General features: G+C 61.9%; 19 protein-coding genes. 9 read left to right on the plus strand and 10 right to left on the minus strand.

What is annotated here, in order from left to right; genetic code table 11:
* The first annotated feature begins 10 nt into the window (after positions 1-10).
* The 8 genes from trbE to AFIDRAFT_RS04225 are packed head-to-tail and all read left to right on the plus strand — an operon-like array spanning position 11 to position 7,944.
* Entirely contained in the window at positions 11-2,449 is a 2,439-nt protein-coding gene (gene trbE / locus AFIDRAFT_RS04190; RefSeq protein ID WP_009337889.1) for a conjugal transfer protein TrbE, read from the plus strand.
* Positions 2,446-3,201 (plus strand): P-type conjugative transfer protein TrbJ, encoded by a 756-nt coding sequence (gene trbJ, locus AFIDRAFT_RS04195; protein ID WP_009337890.1) that lies wholly within the window; start codon positions 2,446-2,448, stop codon positions 3,199-3,201. Before trbE ends, trbJ begins: the two co-directional genes overlap by 4 nt.
* 10 nt (positions 3,202-3,211) lie before the next feature.
* Positions 3,212-3,499 (plus strand): putative entry exclusion protein TrbK-alt, encoded by a 288-nt coding sequence (gene trbK-alt / locus AFIDRAFT_RS04200; protein WP_009337891.1) that lies wholly within the window; start codon positions 3,212-3,214, stop codon positions 3,497-3,499.
* A 3-nt stretch (positions 3,500-3,502) separates the two neighbouring features.
* Positions 3,503-4,882 carry a P-type conjugative transfer protein TrbL gene (trbL, locus tag AFIDRAFT_RS04205; protein WP_009337892.1) on the plus strand — a complete coding sequence of 460 codons (1,380 nt, stop codon included), beginning with the start codon at positions 3,503-3,505 and terminating at the stop codon, positions 4,880-4,882.
* A complete protein-coding gene (trbF, locus tag AFIDRAFT_RS04210) occupies positions 4,879-5,568 on the plus strand; it encodes a conjugal transfer protein TrbF (RefSeq protein ID WP_009337893.1) in 690 nt (229 codons plus the stop codon). Before trbL ends, trbF begins: the two co-directional genes overlap by 4 nt.
* Entirely contained in the window at positions 5,565-6,548 is a 984-nt protein-coding gene (gene trbG / locus AFIDRAFT_RS04215) for a P-type conjugative transfer protein TrbG (RefSeq protein WP_009337894.1), read from the plus strand. The genes trbF and trbG overlap by 4 nt, the downstream gene beginning before the upstream one ends.
* On the plus strand, positions 6,545-7,702 hold the full coding sequence (locus AFIDRAFT_RS04220; RefSeq protein ID WP_009337895.1) for a TraB/TrbI/VirB10 family type IV secretion system protein: 1,158 nt from the start codon (positions 6,545-6,547) through the stop codon (positions 7,700-7,702). Before trbG ends, AFIDRAFT_RS04220 begins: the two co-directional genes overlap by 4 nt.
* 2 nt (positions 7,703-7,704) lie before the next feature.
* Entirely contained in the window at positions 7,705-7,944 is a 240-nt protein-coding gene (locus tag AFIDRAFT_RS04225; RefSeq protein ID WP_009337896.1) for a DUF2274 domain-containing protein, read from the plus strand.
* 165 nt (positions 7,945-8,109) lie between these two features.
* On the opposite strand, the gene AFIDRAFT_RS04230 is transcribed toward AFIDRAFT_RS04225, so the two are convergent.
* From AFIDRAFT_RS04230 to AFIDRAFT_RS04265, 8 genes are all read right to left on the minus strand, one after another.
* On the minus strand, positions 8,110-9,006 hold the full coding sequence (locus AFIDRAFT_RS04230) for a LysR family transcriptional regulator (protein WP_009337897.1): 897 nt from the start codon (positions 9,004-9,006) through the stop codon (positions 8,110-8,112).
* A 52-nt stretch (positions 9,007-9,058) separates the two neighbouring features.
* A complete protein-coding gene (locus tag AFIDRAFT_RS04235) occupies positions 9,059-11,707 on the minus strand; it encodes an ABC transporter permease (protein ID WP_009337898.1) in 2,649 nt (882 codons plus the stop codon).
* A complete protein-coding gene (locus AFIDRAFT_RS19290; RefSeq protein ID WP_009337899.1) occupies positions 11,704-13,107 on the minus strand; it encodes an ABC transporter ATP-binding protein in 1,404 nt (467 codons plus the stop codon). The genes AFIDRAFT_RS04235 and AFIDRAFT_RS19290 overlap by 4 nt, the downstream gene beginning before the upstream one ends.
* Position 13,108: 1 nt before the next feature.
* Positions 13,109-13,696: a hypothetical protein gene (locus AFIDRAFT_RS04245; protein WP_009337900.1), complete on the minus strand. Its 588-nt coding sequence runs from the start codon at positions 13,694-13,696 to the stop codon at positions 13,109-13,111.
* Between the two features lie 83 nt (positions 13,697-13,779).
* Positions 13,780-14,379: an undecaprenyl-diphosphatase gene (locus tag AFIDRAFT_RS04250; protein ID WP_009337901.1), complete on the minus strand. Its 600-nt coding sequence runs from the start codon at positions 14,377-14,379 to the stop codon at positions 13,780-13,782.
* 45 nt (positions 14,380-14,424) lie between these two features.
* The gene (locus tag AFIDRAFT_RS04255) at positions 14,425-14,685 is read right to left on the minus strand and encodes a PA2433 domain-containing protein (RefSeq protein WP_009337902.1); all 261 of its coding nucleotides are present in this window, start codon (positions 14,683-14,685) and stop codon (positions 14,425-14,427) included.
* A gap of 93 nt (positions 14,686-14,778) precedes the next feature.
* Positions 14,779-15,591: a COG4705 family protein gene (locus tag AFIDRAFT_RS04260; protein ID WP_009337903.1), complete on the minus strand. Its 813-nt coding sequence runs from the start codon at positions 15,589-15,591 to the stop codon at positions 14,779-14,781.
* A gap of 433 nt (positions 15,592-16,024) precedes the next feature.
* Positions 16,025-16,651: a DedA family protein gene (locus tag AFIDRAFT_RS04265; protein WP_009337904.1), complete on the minus strand. Its 627-nt coding sequence runs from the start codon at positions 16,649-16,651 to the stop codon at positions 16,025-16,027.
* Between the two features lie 399 nt (positions 16,652-17,050).
* Here AFIDRAFT_RS04265 and AFIDRAFT_RS04270 point away from each other — a divergent pair, with 399 nt between their 5' ends.
* Positions 17,051-17,326, plus strand: a complete 276-nt coding sequence (locus tag AFIDRAFT_RS04270; RefSeq protein WP_009337905.1) for a hypothetical protein — start codon at positions 17,051-17,053, stop codon at positions 17,324-17,326.
* Positions 17,327-17,516: 190 nt separating this feature from the next.
* On the opposite strand, the gene AFIDRAFT_RS04275 is transcribed toward AFIDRAFT_RS04270, so the two are convergent.
* Entirely contained in the window at positions 17,517-17,756 is a 240-nt protein-coding gene (locus AFIDRAFT_RS04275; RefSeq protein ID WP_009337906.1) for a PilZ domain-containing protein, read from the minus strand.
* Positions 17,757-17,988: 232 nt separating this feature from the next.
* Positions 17,989-18,318 (minus strand): hypothetical protein, encoded by a 330-nt coding sequence (locus AFIDRAFT_RS20150; RefSeq protein ID WP_245258108.1) that lies wholly within the window; start codon positions 18,316-18,318, stop codon positions 17,989-17,991.
* Positions 18,319-18,375: the final 57 nt, after the last annotated feature.

Below are 18,375 nucleotides of genomic sequence, written 5' to 3' on the forward strand. Positions count from 1 at the left end.
AGACACGCACATGATGAATCTTGCCGAATATCGTCGCGTCGCTTCTCGCCTTGCCGACTATTTGCCCTGGGTCGCGCTCGTTTCTGAAGGCGTCGTCCTCAACAAGGACGGCAGCTTCCAGCGCACGGCGCGCTTTCGCGGTCCCGATCTGGATTCCGCCGTGGCGGCCGAGCTGGTCGCGGTCGCCGGCCGCATCAACAACGCCTTCCGCCGTCTCGGCTCGGGCTGGAGTATCTTCGTCGAGGCGCAGCGCCATGAAGCCGCGACCTATCCGAACAGCAGGTTTCCCGATCCGGCTTCCGCTCTGGTCGATGCCGAACGCAAGGCCGACTTCGAGGAAGCGGGCGCGCATTTCGTGTCGAGCTACTTCCTCACATTCCTCTATTTGCCGCCGGCCGAGGAAGCGGCGCGCACGGAAGCCTGGCTCTACGAAGGACGCGAACGCTCAGGCGTCGATCCCCATGAAATCCTGCGCGCCTTCACCGATCGCACCGACCGCGTGCTGGCGCTGCTCGATGGCTTCATGCCCGAATGCGCCTGGCTCGACGATGCGCAAACACTGACCTACCTGCATTCCTGCGTTTCGACGAAGCGTCATCTCGTCCGCGTGCCGGAGACGCCGATCTATCTCGACGCGCTACTGACCGACCAGCCGCTGACCGGCGGCCTGGAGCCGCGCCTTGGCGACCAGCATCTGCGCATCCTCACCATCGTCGGGTTCCCCACCACGACGACGCCCGGTCTGCTCGATGAGCTGAACCGGCTGCCGTTTCCCTATCGCTGGAGCACGCGCGCGATTCTGCTCGACAAGCTGGAGGCGACCAGGTTGTTGACGAAGATCAGGCGGCAATGGTTCGCCAAGCGCAAGTCGATCGCAGCCATCCTGAAAGAGGTGATGACCAACGAGCAATCCGTGCTCGTGGACACCGACGCCGCCAACAAGGCGGCCGACGCCGACGTCGCGCTGCAAGAACTTGGCGCCGATGTGGCAGGCATGGCCTACGTCACCACGACGATCACAGTCTGGGATGCCGATCCTCGCCTTGCCGATGAGAAACTGCGCCTCGTCGAGAAGGTGATCCAGGGTCGTGATTTCACCGCCATGATTGAGTCGGTGAACGCAGTCGATGCCTGGCTCGGCTCGCTACCGGGGCACGCTTACGCCAACGTCCGCCAGCCGCCGATCTCGACGCTCAATCTCGCCCATATGATCCCGCTCTCCGCAATGTGGGCGGGGCCGGAACGCGACGAGCACTTCGGCGCACCCCCGCTGCTTTACGGCAGGACCGAGGGAAGCACTCCGTTCCGGTTTTCCCTCCATGTCGGCGATGTCGGTCACACGCTCGTCGTCGGACCGACCGGCGCGGGCAAGTCCGTCCTGCTCGCGCTGATGGCTTTGCAGTTCCGACGCTACGACCGATCGCAGGTGTTCGCCTTCGACTTCGGCGGTTCGATCCGCGCGGCTGCCCTCGCCATGGGCGGCGACTGGCACGATCTCGGCGGCGGACTGACCGAAGGCTCCGACGCTTCCGTGGCGCTCCAGCCGCTTGCCCGCATCCATGACACTTACGAGCGAGCCTGGGCGGCGGACTGGATCGTCGCGATCCTGATGCGCGAGGGCGTCGCGATCACGCCCGAGGTGAAGGAGCATCTTTGGACGACATTGACCTCGCTCGCCTCCGCGCCGGTCGAGGAACGCACCATTACCGGCCTCACCGTGCTGCTCCAGTCGAACGACCTGAAGCAGGCTTTGCGCCCATATTGCGTCGGCGGTCCCTATGGCCGGCTGCTCGACGCGGAATCCGAGCATCTCGGCAATTCGCGTTGCCAAGCGTTCGAGATCGAGGGTCTCGTCGGGACCGGCGCGGCGCCTGCTGTGCTCGCTTATCTGTTCCATCGCATTGGCGACCGCCTCGACGGCCGCCCGACGCTGCTCATCATCGACGAGGGCTGGCTCGCCCTCGATGACGAAGGGTTCGCCGGCCAACTCCGCGAATGGCTGAAAACCCTGCGCAAGAAGAACGCCAGCGTCATTTTCGCCACGCAGTCGCTGTCCGACATCGACAATTCCGCCATCGCGCCGGCCATCATCGAGAGCTGCCCGACACGGCTGCTGTTGCCGAACGAGCGCGCCATCGAGCCGCAGATTACTTCGATTTATCGGCGGTTTGGCTTGAACGACCGCCAGATTGAGATTCTGGCGAGGGCGACGCCGAAGCGCGACTACTACTGCCAGTCGCGGCGCGGCAATCGTCTGTTCGAGCTGGGCCTGTCCGATATCGGGCTCGCGCTCTGTGCCGCGTCGTCCAAGTCCGACCAGACGCTGATCGCGCAGATCGTCGCCGAGCACGGCCGCGATGGTTTCCTCACCGCATGGCTCAACGCTCGCGATGTGAGCTGGGCGGTCGATCTCATTCCCAACCTCATCAACAAGGAGGCGTCCTTATGACCCTGCGCCAGTCCCTTAGCTGCCGGCTTGCCATCGCGTTGCTTTCCGCGCCGATCATAATTTCGCCCTTCCTCGTCACGCCCGCACACGCGCTCATCGTGTTCGATCCGTCGAACTATGCGCAAAACGTGCTGACCGCCGCGCGCGCTCTTCAGCAGATCAACAACCAGATCACCAGCCTGCAAAATCAGGCACAGATGCTCATCAACCAGGCGCGCAACCTCGCGAGCCTGCCGTATTCGGCGCTCCAGCAACTTCAACAGAACGTCCAGCGCACCCAGCAGCTCCTAAGTCAGGCCCAGGGCATCGCGTTCAATGCGCAGCAGATCGACCAGGCGTTCCAAAAGCAATACGGCAATGTGGCGATGTCGGCGAGCGATCAGCAACTCGTCGCCGATGCCCGTACCCGCTGGCAGAATACGGTCGGTAGCTTGCAGGACGCGATGCGCGTGCAAGCCGGCGTGGTCGGCAACATAGACGGCAATCGCACGCAAATGTCGACGCTCGTCACCCAGAGCCAGGGGGCGACCGGCGCGCTGCAGGCAACGCAGGCCGGCAACCAGATCCTCGCGCTCCAGTCGCAGCAGCTTTCCGATCTCGTTGCGCTTCTCGCCGCTAACGGCCGGTCGAGCGCGCTGACAGAGGCCGAGCGTGCCACCGCGGCCGAACAGGGGCGCGAGCAACGCCGCCGCTTCCTCACGCCGGGTTCGGGCTACCAGCCTGGCAATGCGCAGATGTTCAACGGCAACTGAGGGCGCGCGCATGGACGGCAAGTTACTGGCGCGGATCGGCGCGATCGTCTTCGTCGCGACCGCCATCACAATGACGGTGATCGAGCTTACTCGCAAGGACGACGCACCGGCAGAGCAGCCGCCACGGCTGATCCAGCCCGAGCGCGATCCGCTGCGCGAGGGCCAGCTTCGGTGCCAGGAGCTTGGCCAGCAGGCCGCGAGCGACGCGGAATGTCTGCGCGTCTGGACCGAAACCCGCAACAGATTCCTCGGCCACAGGCCGGCATCCACGTCGCCGACGTCCAACGAAAGGCGGTGAACCATGAGCGGCGCGGGCGTCATCGACAATTTCCTCGGGGTATTCACCCGATACATCGACTCCGGCTTCGGGCTGTTGTCCGGCGAAGTCGGCTTCATCGCCACCACGCTGATCGTCATCGACGTGACGCTCGCGGCCCTGTTCTGGAGCTGGGGCGCGGACGACGACATCATGGCGCGATTGGTGAAGAAGACACTGTTCGTCGGCGTCTTCGCCTATCTCATTTCCAACTGGAACAATCTCGCGAAGATCATCTTCGACAGTTTCGCCGGCCTTGGTCTGAAGGCGAGCGGCACCGGCTTCACCGTGCAGGATCTGCTCCGCCCCGGCAAGGTCGCGCAGACCGGCCTCGATGCTGCGCGGCCGCTGCTCGAATCCATCTCGCCATTGATGGGCTGGATCGCAGTGTTCGAGAACCTGATCCAGATCGCCTGCCTGCTGTTTGCTTGGGCGCTCGTCATCCTCGCCTTCTTCATTCTGGCGATCCAGCTTTTCGTGACGCTGATCGAGTTCAAGCTGTCCACGCTTGCCGGATTCGTGCTGATCCCGTTCGGCCTGTTTGGCAAGACTGCCTTCATGGCCGAAAGGGTCCTGGGAAACGTCGTCTCGTCCGGCATCAAGGTACTGGTGCTCGCCGTCGTCATCGGTATCGGCTCGACGCTGTTTAGCCAGTTCACGCAAGGATTCGGGGGCAATACGCCGTCCGTTGACGACGCGATGGCCATTGTTCTTGCCGCCTTGTCGCTCCTCGGTCTCGGCATCTTCGGCCCCGGCATCGCCAACGGCCTCGTGTCCGGCGGCCCGCAGCTCGGCGCCGGTGCAGCCATCGGCACCGGCCTTGCGGTTGGAGGCGCTGCCCTTGCCACTGGCGGCGGTGCGATGCTGGCGGCGCGAGGTGGAGCGGCAGCTCTTGCCGGCGGCGCGGCAGCAGTGCGTGGCGGCGCTGCCGCGGCAGGGGCCTCGTCGTCGGCTTACACGCTCGGTTCGCTGGGGCAGTCAGGCGCGGCCGGCGTCGCTTCCGGACTTGGCGGTGTTGCTCGCGCAGCCGGCTCCGTAGCCGTTTCGCCCCTTAAGCGCGCCGCCGCGCGTGCCGCCGACAGCGTTAAATCAAGCTATGTGGGCGGTGCCAATGGTTCGTTCGCGGCGACCGGCGGCTCCTCGACCATGGGCACGGTCGGCGGCGGCGCGGCAGCCGCTAATGACGCCTCCATCTCCGCCAGCGCATCGGCCAGCGCTCCGAACACTCCGCCGGCTTGGGCGCAACGTATGCGGCGCGGCGGACACATGAGTCATGCCGTCCAGACTACCGCACATGCCGTCCGCTCCGGCGATAGCCATGGTTCCGGCTCTTCCGTCAATCTTTCCGAAAGCGATCGCAAATGAGCTTCTTCAAACGACCCGCCACGCATTACGGCAAGTCACCTCAACCGGAAACGCCCTATCAGCGTGCAGCGCAAGTCTGGGACGAGCGCATCGGCTCAGCCCGTGTTCAGGCCCGCAACTGGCGCACTATGGCCTTCGGATCGCTGATCCTCTCGGCCGGCTTCGCCACGGCGCTCGTCTGGCAATCGGCGCGCGGGATCGTCGTTCCCTGGGTGGTGCAGGTCGATAAATTCGGCCAGGCGCAGGCCGTCGCGCCAGCAACGGCCGATTATCGGCCGACTGATCCGCAAGTGGCGTGGCATCTCGCGCGCTTCATCGAGCAGGTCCGTTCGATCCCTGCCGATCCTGTCATCGTCCGGCAGAACTGGTTGCGCGCCTACGAGTGGACGACGGATCGCGGATCGGCGGCGCTCAACGACTATGCGCGCGCCAACGACCCCTTCGCCAAGGTCGGCAAGCAGCAAATCGCCGTCGATGTCTCCAGCGTCATTCGTGCGTCGCCGGATAGCTTCCGTGTCGCCTGGACCGAACGCCGTTACGAGAGCGGCCAGCTCTCCACCACCGAGCGCTGGACCGCGATCCTGACCATCGTGATCCAGCCGCCACGCGACCCCGATCGCCTCAAGGCCAATCCGCTTGGAATCTACGTCAACGCCGTCAACTGGTCGCGGGAGATGAGTCAATGAGCCGGACGACCATCTGCAAAAGCGCAAACACGCCTTTCCGTAAATCCGCACTCGCGGCTTTGCTGCTGTCCGGTTCGATGCTCGCAGGCTGCGCCACGGCGCAAAAGCCGCCGCAGATCAGCTACGACGCCGACGTGCCGCCGCTGCCGGCTGTACCCGCATCCGTCACCGCCGATCGGCCAAAGCCGCTGCATATCCCGCCGGCCTGGACGCCGACGCGCGGCGGAACGGCGGCCAACACGCCGACCGCGCGCGTCGAAAGCGCCAACGCCGCCGCCCGCGTCCAGCCACGCCGCGAAGGCTATTATAACGCCATCCAGATTTATCCCTGGAGCGATGGTGCGCTCTATCAGGTCTATGCCGCACCCGGCCAGATCAGCGACATCGCGCTTGAGCCGGGCGAGAATCTGACTGGCGCCGGACCGATCGCCGCCGGCGATACCGCGCGCTGGATCATCGGCGATACCGAAAGCGGGTCTGGCAACACGCGGCGTGTCCATGTGCTGGTGAAGCCCTCGCGCGCCGACATCACCACCAATCTGGTCATCACGACAGACCGGCGCACCTACATGCTCGAGCTACGCTCCGGCCCGAAACCCTACATGCCGTCCGTATCGTGGGCCTATCCGCAACTGCCGGCCGGGCAGCGGGCGAGCGTCCCGGCAACGCCGGTCATCCCTGCCGCAGCAGCACGCAACTATCGCTACGGCCTCTCCGGTGACAATCCGCCGTGGAAGCCGATCGCAATCTATGACGACGGCAGGCGCGTCTATGTCGAATTCCCGCACGGTATCGTGCAAGGCGAAATGCCGCCGATCTTCGTCATCGGCCCCGACGGCGAGGCGCAGATCGCAAACAGCCGCATCTATCGGAACATCCTGATCGTCGATCGCCTGTTCGGCGCGGCCGAGCTGCGCCTTGGTGGCGGCGACAAGCAACAGACCGTCAGGATCGTCCGAACCGATGGAAGGCCGTCATGAGCGAAAATAATGAACCGACCGCTGCCGCCTCGATGCGGCTTCGCGCGGAGCCGCCGCGCGTCACCCGCCTGTCGCGCAAGATGCTCGGGAGCATCGGCGTCGTCGCGTCCCTCGGTATCGGCGGCGCGCTGATCTACGCCCTTCACACGCGCGATGCAGGCAATAGCGGCCAGGAACTCTATTCCACCGCCAATCGGCAACCCGCCGACGGTCTCGCTGGCCTGCCGCGCGACTATACCGGCCCGGTGCTCGGCCCGCCGCTGCCCGGCGATCTCGGCCGTCCGATCGTCGACGCACAGAACAAGGGACAGCCTGTCGTGCCGCCGTCCATCACGACGCCGGCGGTCGATGAAGCCGAACAGCGCCGACGAGCCGAGGAAGAGGCTGCCCGGACGTCGCGCGTCTTCTTCCAGACCGCGCCGGGCCATACGGTGACGGTCGGGACACAGCCAGATATGACCATGCCGGCTCTCACGGGACTCGGTCTGACCGGCCAGCCGGCTCAGCAGACCGCGCAGGATAAGCAACTCGCTTTCCTCAACGCCGCCGTCGATCGGCGCACGACGTCGTCGGATCGCGTCATGGCTCCGGCATCGCCCTATGTTCTTCAGGCCGGCGCCGTCATCTCCGCCGCCCTGATCACCGGCATCCGCTCCGACTTGCCTGGCCAGATCACGGCGCAAGTGACGGAAAATATCTACGACAGTCCGACCGGTCGCATCCTCCTTGTGCCGCAAGGCACGCGAGTCATCGGCCAGTACGACAACAACGTGCAGTTCGGCCAGCGCCGCGTCCTGCTTGTCTGGAACAGGCTCATCCTGCCGAATGGCCGCTCCATCGTTCTGGAACGCCAACCGGGCGCAGACGGCCAAGGCTACGCCGGTCTCGAGGACGGCGTCGATTATCACTGGTGGGATCTCGCCAAGGCCGCCGGCCTGTCGACGCTGTTGTCGGTCGGAGCCGAGCTTGCCGTCAGTGACGAGAACCGGCTGCTCCGCGCCATCCGTAATGGCGGTCAGGACACCATCAACGATGCGGGTCAGCAAATCATCCGCCGCCAGCTACAGGTCGCGCCGACACTCACCATCCGGCCGGGCTTCCCGGTCAGGATTGTCGTCACCCGCGATCTCGTCCTCGAACCCTACAGGAGTTGACCATGGCCAAGTTGAAACTCGGTCACATCGCCGACGACAAACCCGTGAAAGTGACGCACGAATTGCCTGCAACGGTCTTTCGGGACTTGAAGCTCTATGCCGAAATCCTGGCTCGCGACACGAGCCAGCCTGTCGCCGACCCCATCAAGCTCATTGGGCCCATGCTCGAGCGATTTATGGTTACGGATCGGGAGTTCATAAAAGCGCGACGCTCCTCTCGGTCTCCAAAGGCATCCACCTAGATTTCTAGCCCTCGGTTGAGCGTTCACGTTGCTGATTTCGTCACCCGCAGAACCCGTTCGCCTGATCGGGCCGATGCTGGAGAGGTTCATTGCGACAGATCGGGCTTTGCGAAGGCGAAGCGCGCTGCGCCGGTTCCAAAGCAGGACGCCTGATTTCAACCTGATTCATCGATTGGCCATCGACCGTGCAAGGCTTAACAATCGCCGGCAGGCAGGATTGTCATTTCCCGGCGACCGCACAGCAGAAAATGGAAGGATTTCGTTTGCAACCGGTCGATAGACGATGCCGGGAAATCGCACGACCGTGGTGGCTTCGCTGGTCAGTGTCAATCCGCGTCCAATCGCTACGAGCGCCAGCATGTTGTCACGTCCAACATATTGCAGATGGATATCGGGATGATGGCCGAGACCGGCCAGCCGTTGCACCAGATAGTCGCGGATCTCCTGCCCAGGTGCACCGTCACTGACGATAAAGGATTCGTGGGCGAGATCGGGCCAATCGAGCCTGCTTTTGGCAGTTAGCGGATGGTCGACTGGTAACACTACAAAAACGCGCTCAAACCAAAGATTTTCCGTCTCACACCCCGACCACTCAGATGTCCCAGTGATAAACGCGACGTCGAGCCGAAGCTGTCGGATGGCAGCTACATGTTCAGGCGGGTTGCCGTCGATCAAATCGATCAGAACGCCTGCGTGATCTCTGTCATATGCGCGCAGCAGGTCAGCCAAGAAGCCGGAAGCGAGCGAGGAGAAAATACCGATCCGGATTCGTCCTTCGTCGGAGCGGCCAATTGCGCCAACCTCTTTGGAGCCATCGTCGATCTGCTGGAGTGCCGTGCGTGCTTGGCGTAAAAATCGCTGGCCGGCAAGCGTCAGGAATACACCGCCGCTATATCGCTGGAACAACGATGCGCCAAGTAGATCTTCCATGTCGCGGATACGCCGGCTAATCGCGGATTCTTGAATCGAAAGCGTGTCGGCCGCTTTACGAAAACTGCCATGCTCTGTCGCCGCTACGAAATAGCGCAAATGACGAATTTCGATTTTACGAGCAGAATTCATTGCGCTGCCTACCCACGCTTCGTTCCTTGCAATTGCGGTTTCCGATCTTTGTTCAGCTCCGCAACTCCCGAGCTATCCCATCCTTTGTCCAGGCACTTTGCGCGAGGACGGACAGTGCGACCGCAGCAATCGCGCCAACAAACATGAAGCTCAAGGAACCCAATGGGAAATTCAGATAATCTGGCGGAGGGTCGAATACCCCGCTCAGCAACCGCACGAGCATCCAGGCATCGATCACACCGATGAGCGCGCCAGCCGGAAGGCCGATGCCGGCGACAATCAGCGTTTCGCTCCAGATGAAGGAGCGAACCTCGCGGCGTGAGGCACCGAGCGAGAGCAGAATTGCGTTCGATTTCGTTCGTTCTGATTGACCAAGCCAGAGAATCAGCCCGGTAGCCATTGCTACGAATAGCGCGGCGAATCCGAGTTCCACTGCACCGAGCGTGGCCAAGTCGACAGCCGTCAGACTTGAGCCGATGAGATGTGCGGCTTGAGAGATGTCTGTGACTTTCAGTGGTGGAGACGTCCCCAGCGATTCCCGGATACGTTGAGCCAACACGGCTGTAGAACCGTCGGCTCTAATCAGAACTGTTTCCTCCTGGTTTGCACCGGTTTGGTCCGCGACGTAGCGAGCGTTGGCGACCAGAAAACTATCGCGTGGCGCGGTTGGAAATTCCTTCACGACACCTACGAGATGGAATGCGACAGTTTTTTCCGAACCGTCCGCGGCACGCATGCGCAGATTGAGCAGATCGCCAATCGCGAGTTGAAAGTCGTTCACCGTTTCTTGCGATACGAGGATACCATCGCGTTGTCGCGAAAGCCGCGCCAACGCCTCGCGAGCGCCAATATTCGAGAAGTATCCATCGACGATATCGGTTGCGTTCGTAATCCTGACAGGGTCGATACCGAACAGATCCTGAAGATCCTTGCCGACATACGCGAAGCGATGCTGCATCGGCTCCGCCGCGAGAACACCGGTAATGGTCGATATGCGGCTCAACGCCGCTCCGGCGGGGATCGCCGTAGTCCCGGTCACCGCCACGTCGGCGCCTGTCGTCAACCGGGCGTCGACAAGCTGCTGGCTGCGATAGGTCGAATTGAACACTGTCGTCGCCACCGCAAATGAAGCCGCAATCGCGATGAGCGCCATGCCGGAGGCAAGCCTGCTCCGCTGCCTGATCAGAGAGGAACTGGTCAACGTCGACAGACGACCGGACAGCGGTGATAGCATCTTTGGCAGCCAGGAGCCGGCCCGCCGCAACAGCGCGCGGCCGAGCCGTATCGTCACGAGGCCGGCGCCGAGCCAAAACAGAAGCGGCGCAAGAAACGCGGTATAGTCAACTGCCGTCGAAGCAACGCCCTCCGGCGCCAACACGAGTTGATACCCAGTAGAGGCCGAGCGCCAATAGATAAGCGCCGCGAGCAACAACAGCACAATGTCAAGTTTGCCGCGCTCCCATGAGGCCGCATGTTCGATTGGAAGCCACATCCGCCGGCCCGAAACGCTCGACTGGCGTAAGTCAGCCACTACGGGGCCGATCACGGCAAGACTGGATACGGCAATGGCCGCAAACGCAGTCACGCTCAGCCAAGCCGCCGTTCCATAGATACCGACGTCGACATGCAAAGCGAGTCGCGACAAGGCTATCGACGCCGCGACACCGAAAGACACCGCGAGGAGCGACACGACCATTGTTTCGACCGCAACCAGCGACACCACCTGCGCCGCTCCCGCGCCACGCAATGACAGCAGCGCAAAGTCGTGCCGGCGACGGACGCTGTCAGCGCGCACGACCGAGATCGTCAGCAAGAGCGCCAGAACCGCACCCGGCAATCCGAGAAACAGGAGCAGAATGCGCGCCAGCAGCGCATCTTGCCGCACCGCGTCCAGACGTGCCGAAATGTTGTCGCCAACCACGGCCTCGCCGGCCGCGCGCACTTCAAAATTCTTCGCCATACCGGTCGTCGTCGCGAATGCGACATCCGGCGCGGCAGGCAGACGAGCGTGATCGAGACCGACGTGAAGTTGAAGCCGGGCGCCGCCGCCAGCCAGGCGGGCCGCCTCTCCAAAATGCGTCCGCCAGATTGGATCGGGAAGCATAATGACGTTATCAGGCGGAGCGGTCGGTGACGCCCCGCGTTGCGGGCCGATGACCTGAAACAACGCATCTGCATTGGGAAGATCGATGATGCCGGCGACAGTAACGTCGAATGGCGCCGCGCCAACCGATGCCACAGTGACGATGCTGCCCACCGTCGCGTGCAGGTTGGCCGCCGTCTGCTGAGCGAGCAGCACACCGCTGGATGCGCCCAGTAGAGGTCGAATCTGGCCGGGGAAGAGCAACTGATAATCTGGCGGCAAACCGAGAACCTGGCCCGATCCTGTGGTTTGGGTTGATTCTCTGGTCTTGGAACTCAGTGCGACGGTGTCGGCATAGCCGATCGTCGCGACCGCGCGGACCGGCGCGGCATCGCGCAGCTTCTTCGTCAGTTCCCCCGGGTTTGCGCCCGGAACAAGCGCGACCTGCCAGTCGACGGGTACGGCGGAGAGCGCGCGGGACGTCATTGTTCTCGCGCTCGAAATGCCAAACACGCCGATTAGACCAATGAGTGCCGTGGCGCAGGCAATCCCGGCTCCGGCGGCCAATAAATGACGCCAGCGCGCGGTGACGGTGCCCTTCAACCAGAGCCTAATCATGCCGCATCTCTTTCATTTGGACTGACGGCCACGCGGCCGCGCTCGATGGTCCATTGTTCCTCCATCTCGACAGCGACAGCCTGATCATGCGTGGCCACAACAAGCGTGGCCCCGATGGCGGCGACCGCCTTCAAGAGAGCGCCAACGACCTCATGTGCGGTCGCGCGATCGAGTTGCCCCGTCGGCTCGTCGGCCAGCAATAATTTGGGACGTGTAACGAGCGCGCGGGCAATCGCAACACGCTGCATCTGCCCGCCAGACAACTGATCGGGGAGCTTTTCGGCGAGATCGGAAATCGACAAGCTATGCAAGACTTGCATCGGATCGAGAAAATCGACTGAGTTGCTGCCGGCGAGTTCGAGCGGTAGACGAACATTCTCGATAACGCTCAAAGCAGGAATGAGCGAAGGCGCTTGGAAGACCATGGCGATCTGTTGCGGCCGCAATGGCCGTGATTCGTCAAATCCCGGCCAACTCATCGACCCGGGCTGGTCCGCATCGACCAGCCCCGCCATCAGATTCAACAAAGTTGATTTGCCGCTGCCAGAGCGGCCCACCAATGCTATGCTTTGGCCTGCGCGAATACTGAAATCGACCGACGAGATCGCCCTGAAACTCCGGTCGCCAGACGCAAAACTGCGAGAAAGGTCGTGCGCTGCGACCAGGATAGCGCCGTCACGCTGCTCTCGAATCGATCGGTTGACTTTGGGAACGCCGTCTGTTGCGGCGAGCACATCCGCCGCGATGATTCGGCCGTCCACGATCCTAACGATGCGGGTGGCTTGAGCTGCTATCGCTTGACTGTGAGTGGCGATCAAGGCTGCGGCCCCGTCGCGTCGCCGCATTTCGAGCACATCGAGAATCATGCGTTCGGTTTCCGAATCGACCTCCGCCGTTGGCTCATCTGCCATCAACAGAGGCGGGTCGTTGGCGAGGGCGACGGCAAGCCCGGCTCGTGCCGCCTCACCACCCGACAGGGTCTGCGGCCGTGCATGGCGACGCTCCGACAGTCCGACAAGACTCAAAAGCTCGCCGATCCGCTTTTCGCTATCCTTTGCGCCTCCGAGTTCCAATTGCAGGCGAATGTTTTCGGATACACTCAAGTGGCCAAACAGGTTGCGCGACTGCGCAAGAAACCCGATACAGCGCCCTCGCAGCGCCGCGCGCTCGTCCTCGGCGTGCCGTGTCATGCACTCGCCATCGATGGTAACCAGTCCGCCGTCTGGATCGTCGAGTCCTGCGATACACGCCATGAGAGTCGATTTGCCGCTTCCAGATGCTCCGACGAGAGCGACTGTTTCGCCGCGATCGACGCGGAGACTGGCGCCGCGCAAAGCCCGCACTTCGGTTTCGCCGACATGAAAGAAACGATACAGGTCGTCAGCCACCAGCAGGGTCATGTCACTTCCACCGAAACGATTTACTCATCAATGTCCATTGATCGACATTGTCCGCGCCGGCCGGCGCCGAGAATGTGAGTTCAGCGAGCTTCCCGTTGCGCGACAGATAAAAACGTTCGTTTTCGAGCCGGATCTGCTTGTTCGTGACCGGGTTCGGGTCCGAATTCGACGTATAGACGACCTTGATCGCCGACCCTGCGGGCAGCTTCACTTGCTCGGTCCTCAGGACCTTGACCGCGCGCCCGCTTCTTTCGAGATCTGCAATCTGCTGTGCGCGCAGAATGTCGATCGTAAGCGGCGATGTCGATGGTCGGATGGTGAGTTCGATGCGGCCATATTTGTCCGCAAAGATCGCACCTTCCTTCGTATCCGTCCGAGCCCACCCTTCCGGAACCTTCAAAGCCGCACCCTGCGTCGCCTCGAAAGTAACGAACTGCTGATTGTCAGGAATGTCCCCTGGCGGATTGATTTCCGGCGCGATGGCTCTTTCCTGCGCTGCGGCCGGAACGACGATCCCAATCGCCGGTGCGAGGATGAGCACCAGTCCGATCGCGTGCAAGCGCCGTCTGGTTAGAGGCGAAGATGTCATGGAAAGCTCCTGTTTTGTCGTAACGCAACAAGCCGATGCAGAAGCTCTAACAACGAAGAATGAGCACGAAATGAGCGCGCAGCTCAGTTTTTGCGTTTGCTTAGGAGGTCGAGGGGAAGGCTGTAGAGCTTCTCGGCCAGGTCCGTACCGAGGTCGCGCCAACGATTCAACGAGGACCGGTTGACGCCGTAGGCGGTCACAAGGCCGAGCACTGCAGCGCCGACGATGTCGAGCGGATAATGCGCACCTAGATATATGCGCGACCAGCCAACGGCGCAGGCAACCAGCAGCAACGCCAGCCAAACGCGCTTCAGCCAACCCGGTGGCGTCAGGAGCAGCGACCAGGCGAGCGTAAAGAGAACGATCGCGTGGTCGCTCGGAAACGAGCTGTCCGCCGCGTGATGCAAATAGTTGCGCGCCAGGCCGTCCATGAAAGGACGCGGATGAAAATAGACGGATGAAATCCCGGCGGCCAAAGCCAGCGCCAGAAGCGCACTAAGACAGGCTCCCACGGCAGCACGCCGATCCTGCCTGTCGCCCAGCACCCAAAGCAGAATTAGCGCCGCTGGGCCGGTGAAAATCGCCCACTCGGCGAGCACGAGCGGAAGCAGAAACGCGCCGCCGGAAAGATCCGGCGACGCGACCATCCATTCCAGCCAAGACCGATTGAGAGTGTCGAGCATGGAACGAGACCTTGGAAAGAGTGCAACCAGCGAAACGCCCAGGCGCTATTTCATCTTGAGGCCCGCCTTGCTCAGCCCTTCGGCGACCGCCGCATGACATGTTTTGTCGTCGTCTTTCTTCAGCGCGGCCACCGCCTTGGTCTTCGCCGCGTCGAGAGCCGCCTTGGCGGGCGCGGCGAGATTCGGCGTCGTGAACGCGTGCTCGAGTTGCTTGAGATCGCTTTCGCAATCGGCCCGCGCGGCCGACGTGGCGGCAATCCCGATTGCGGCGGCGAGGATGGCGGTCTTGATCAGCGATTGTGTCATTGAAGTCTCCTGTTTGTTGATGGGCCGTCGATTGTTTCGCTCGCATGAGCGCCAGGGCTGGAGCGGCGCCGGTCACCAGCCTCGATCTGGTGATCAGGCTTCAGCGGAGCGTTTCGCGCCGACGTTCGCAGGGGCACTCTCGATGCGATCGGCCTTGGTGACGGTCAGGAAGACGACCAACGCAAGGATGGCGCTGAGGAACAGCAGGCTGGTGTTGACCGTGCCCCATCCCAGGCCGTCGGCAATGACCGGCTTGGCGAGGAAGTCGCCGACCGATGCGCCGAGCGGGCGGGTCAGGATGTAGGCGATCCAGAAGGCGAGCACCGCGTTCATCCGGGCAAAGCGATAGAGGCCAAAGGTCGCCGCAATCATCGCGGCGAACACGACCGCCGCCGGACCGTATCCGAGGTTGAACCGCTCGGCCATGAGATCGCCGGCCGAGGTGCCGAGCGCGAAAGTAAACAGGATCGCGGCCCAGTAAAAATATTCGCGCCGTCGCGTGACAATCGTGTGGATGGAGAGCGTCCGTTCGCTCAGATACCAGAGCGTGAAGACCGCAGCCAGAATGATCGCGAACGCGGTCGACGTGGTGACGAGGCTAATCCCCATGCCGTCGACGAGATTGTCGGAGATCAGCGTTCCCACGACGCTGATCAGGACGACAGTGAGCCAGTAGGGCGTGGGAATGTAGCGACTGGCGCGCAGCTGCACCACGAGGGCGGCGACGAAGGCGCCGGTCATGATCCACGACGTAACCGTGAGCCCCAATCCGAGGCGGGTGGAGAGCAAATCGGCGGCGGTTTCGCCGACGGTCGTCGCAAGGATTTTGATGATCCAGAAGTAGACGGTGACTTCCGGCACCTTGTTCAGCAACGTCCGCATCCGCACATCCGAACTGTGGGTCATGATCTTCCTCCGATGCCGCCTCTCGGTGTCGACCGACACTGGCGCGCTTGCACAAAATCTGATGAAATCTCGCGTGCCATCGGTAACGGGTGCGACTTAGCAGTGAATGAGCGCACATCACTGATGGATGCGGGACTGGCGCGCGCGACTACAGCGGTGGGCCGGTCTATCGCCTTGGTCGAAGGACGTTCGTAAAGAATTCGAGTCGCATCATGAAGCGGTTCGAGATGCTCGCGATAGGTTAGCGCCGTGACATCGGTCTAAATATTGATCGGGATGTACTGGCGCAGTCGAGGTGACAAATGATGACGTCGCCCGCGGGGTAAGCTGTCTTGGAAACGCGAAATGCACCCCGACTCGCCCGTGCCATCCAGGCGGCGAATGCGTGTGCATATCGGTCACGCTAAAACTTTCGGATCAAATTGAATTAGTGTCACTCTGGCCGCAGGCCTGCATGTATTTTCCACAAGGCGAAAGCCGCCAAGCCAACAAGCATGAGAAGGGTCATGCCCATCGCACCGGCGTGTTGGTGGAGTGCGACGAAAGACGCGCCTGCCGCCGCGGCCGGGACGATGTGTGAGATCGCCCACACGATCGCAGAGGCCACATTTGCAGTATAAAAGCGTCGAGGGTTCATGCCGGAAATCCCGGCGATCAGTGGCACGAATGCTCTCACGACGGGGGTAAAGCGTGCGATCGTGATCGATTTGCCGCCATGGCGTGCGAAGAATTCCTCCGAGCGTCGGATCGCCTCCGGGTAGCGTGCCATTGGCCACATCCGCAGCGCCTGCTCCTGATAGCAATGCCCCAGCCAATACGCTGCGCCATCCCCCGCGATCGCTCCCAGGCAAGCTGAAATGAGAACTGCCCAAACCGGTATCAGTCCAACGCCTGCCATCGCCGAAATCGTCAGAATTGTCGCGGTGCCCGGCACCAGAGCACCGACGACCGGAAGCGACTCGGACAGCGCCAGAACAAACACGAATCCGATAGCGAGTAGCGGCTGCTGCGCGACGAGGTCCGCGGCCTGGTGCAGGAAGCTGCCAATAGAAGGAATCATGATACTTACGAGCCTAAGAGGTCAAAATAATTGTTCGCGCGTATCGACACTTCGAGGCGCGAGACGCGCGGCCTGCCAGTATCTCCCGCCGCGGTTGGGCTGGAGTCTTTCGACGACGACAATTCACGAGCATGTACAAGACGCAGTGATCGCGTCATCGACCGAAATAACGATAGCGCTCTGAACTTAGGGACGAATGAGGGCTGTTTCTGATAGCGCTATACGTTGTTCGCTTGGCCGTCGCCTCATCGCGTTTGCTGGCCACACGGAAGACTTAGGACAAACTTAGAAGCCTCACCGTGAATCGCATTTATTTTATCGATGGACGCCGTAGTTACGTCACCGAACGGGATCACTTTGGCTCATCTTGCAACTTGATCGAACACACGGAGACGGATCATGCGCATTTTTTCAGTGGTGGTGGCTTCACTTTGTCTGGCAGCGACGATCGGTGTCTCCGCCGCCCATGCCGACGACGATGGTTGGCGACGACATGAATGGCGCGAGCATCATTGGCGGGGCGAGCATCGCTATCGCCATCATTCGGCCGAGCCGGGTCAGATTTATGTGGAGCGGCCACGCGTCTACTACGCACCCCCGCCGGTCTATTACGAGCCGCTCCCGAGGGCATTCGGCTTCGCCATCGGTCATGAAGATGACGACGATGAGGAGTAGAAGTCTGGAACGTCGATCCTTCTCGCTGGCGCGTCCAATAGAATCGTCGGCATGGAAGGACCTCGGGAATACGCGGGCGCGTATAGCGTCCGTATTAACGGTCGGCGCACCGCGTGAGCCCGATTTTCAGCCTTCGATGAAATATCGAGGCGTGGTACTTTGGCACCACGCCTTTCTAGTTGAATCTGTCCTAACCGAAATGCACGCCAATCCGTGTCGCCTTACGCCAGGCGACACGGCAAGGTTTCTGGACGTGGTCAACCGCAATGATCAGCGTGAAGTGATCGGGAATCCCCACCGAGCTGACGACATCAAGAGCCGCGCCGGTCTCAGACAGATTGCGAACAGTGCAGTCGACGACTGCCCCACTAAACGCAATTTTGCCGGCTTTCAGAACACGGTGTCGCGTTGATTTGCGCTTCTCGTCCATCGGAAACCTGCCCTGTTGGCGGCACAATGCGGGGCATCTCCAGGTTGTCACCCCATGATCGAGGTGAAGATGCCCTTGCCACCCGCAAGCCGGAAAATCGTTCTGGGTGTGACGATCCATCTTGCGCACCCGAACTTAGCCGGGACTTAGCGCGGATCATGGGCAGCGAGCGTCTGTCGCTGAACGCTGCCCGGCCGCCGCTGGTACGGATTATTCGTAGTGGGTTGCCGGTTCAGAACGTGAACAAAATCGCCGTATACCAGGAATACCGATTTGCGGTCCGTGCGTTCTGAATGCCCTTCGCGGCGTAGCCGAGAAGATGGATATTGTCATTCAGATCGTATTTCGCACCGATGCCGAGGCTTGTCGTTGCCGGGTTTCCGATACCGTCGGCGGTTTGGTGGAAAAGTTCGATGCCGAGTTGTAATGTCGGCGCGATCTGCCGCGTCACGGTGCCGCCATAGAGGCAGAAATCATGCGAACGCCCGGCGGCACTGATCTGGCAACCGCCGCCTCCAAAGGCCGACCATTTGCCCCAGTCCTTCTGCACCCAGATCGGCAACAGAACAGACGCCTGGCGATCGCCGACCGATCGGGAACCGCTTGGCAGAAAGACGCG

Source organism: Afipia sp. 1NLS2 (assembly GCF_000178995.1).
Taxonomy (GTDB): domain Bacteria; phylum Pseudomonadota; class Alphaproteobacteria; order Rhizobiales; family Xanthobacteraceae; genus Afipia.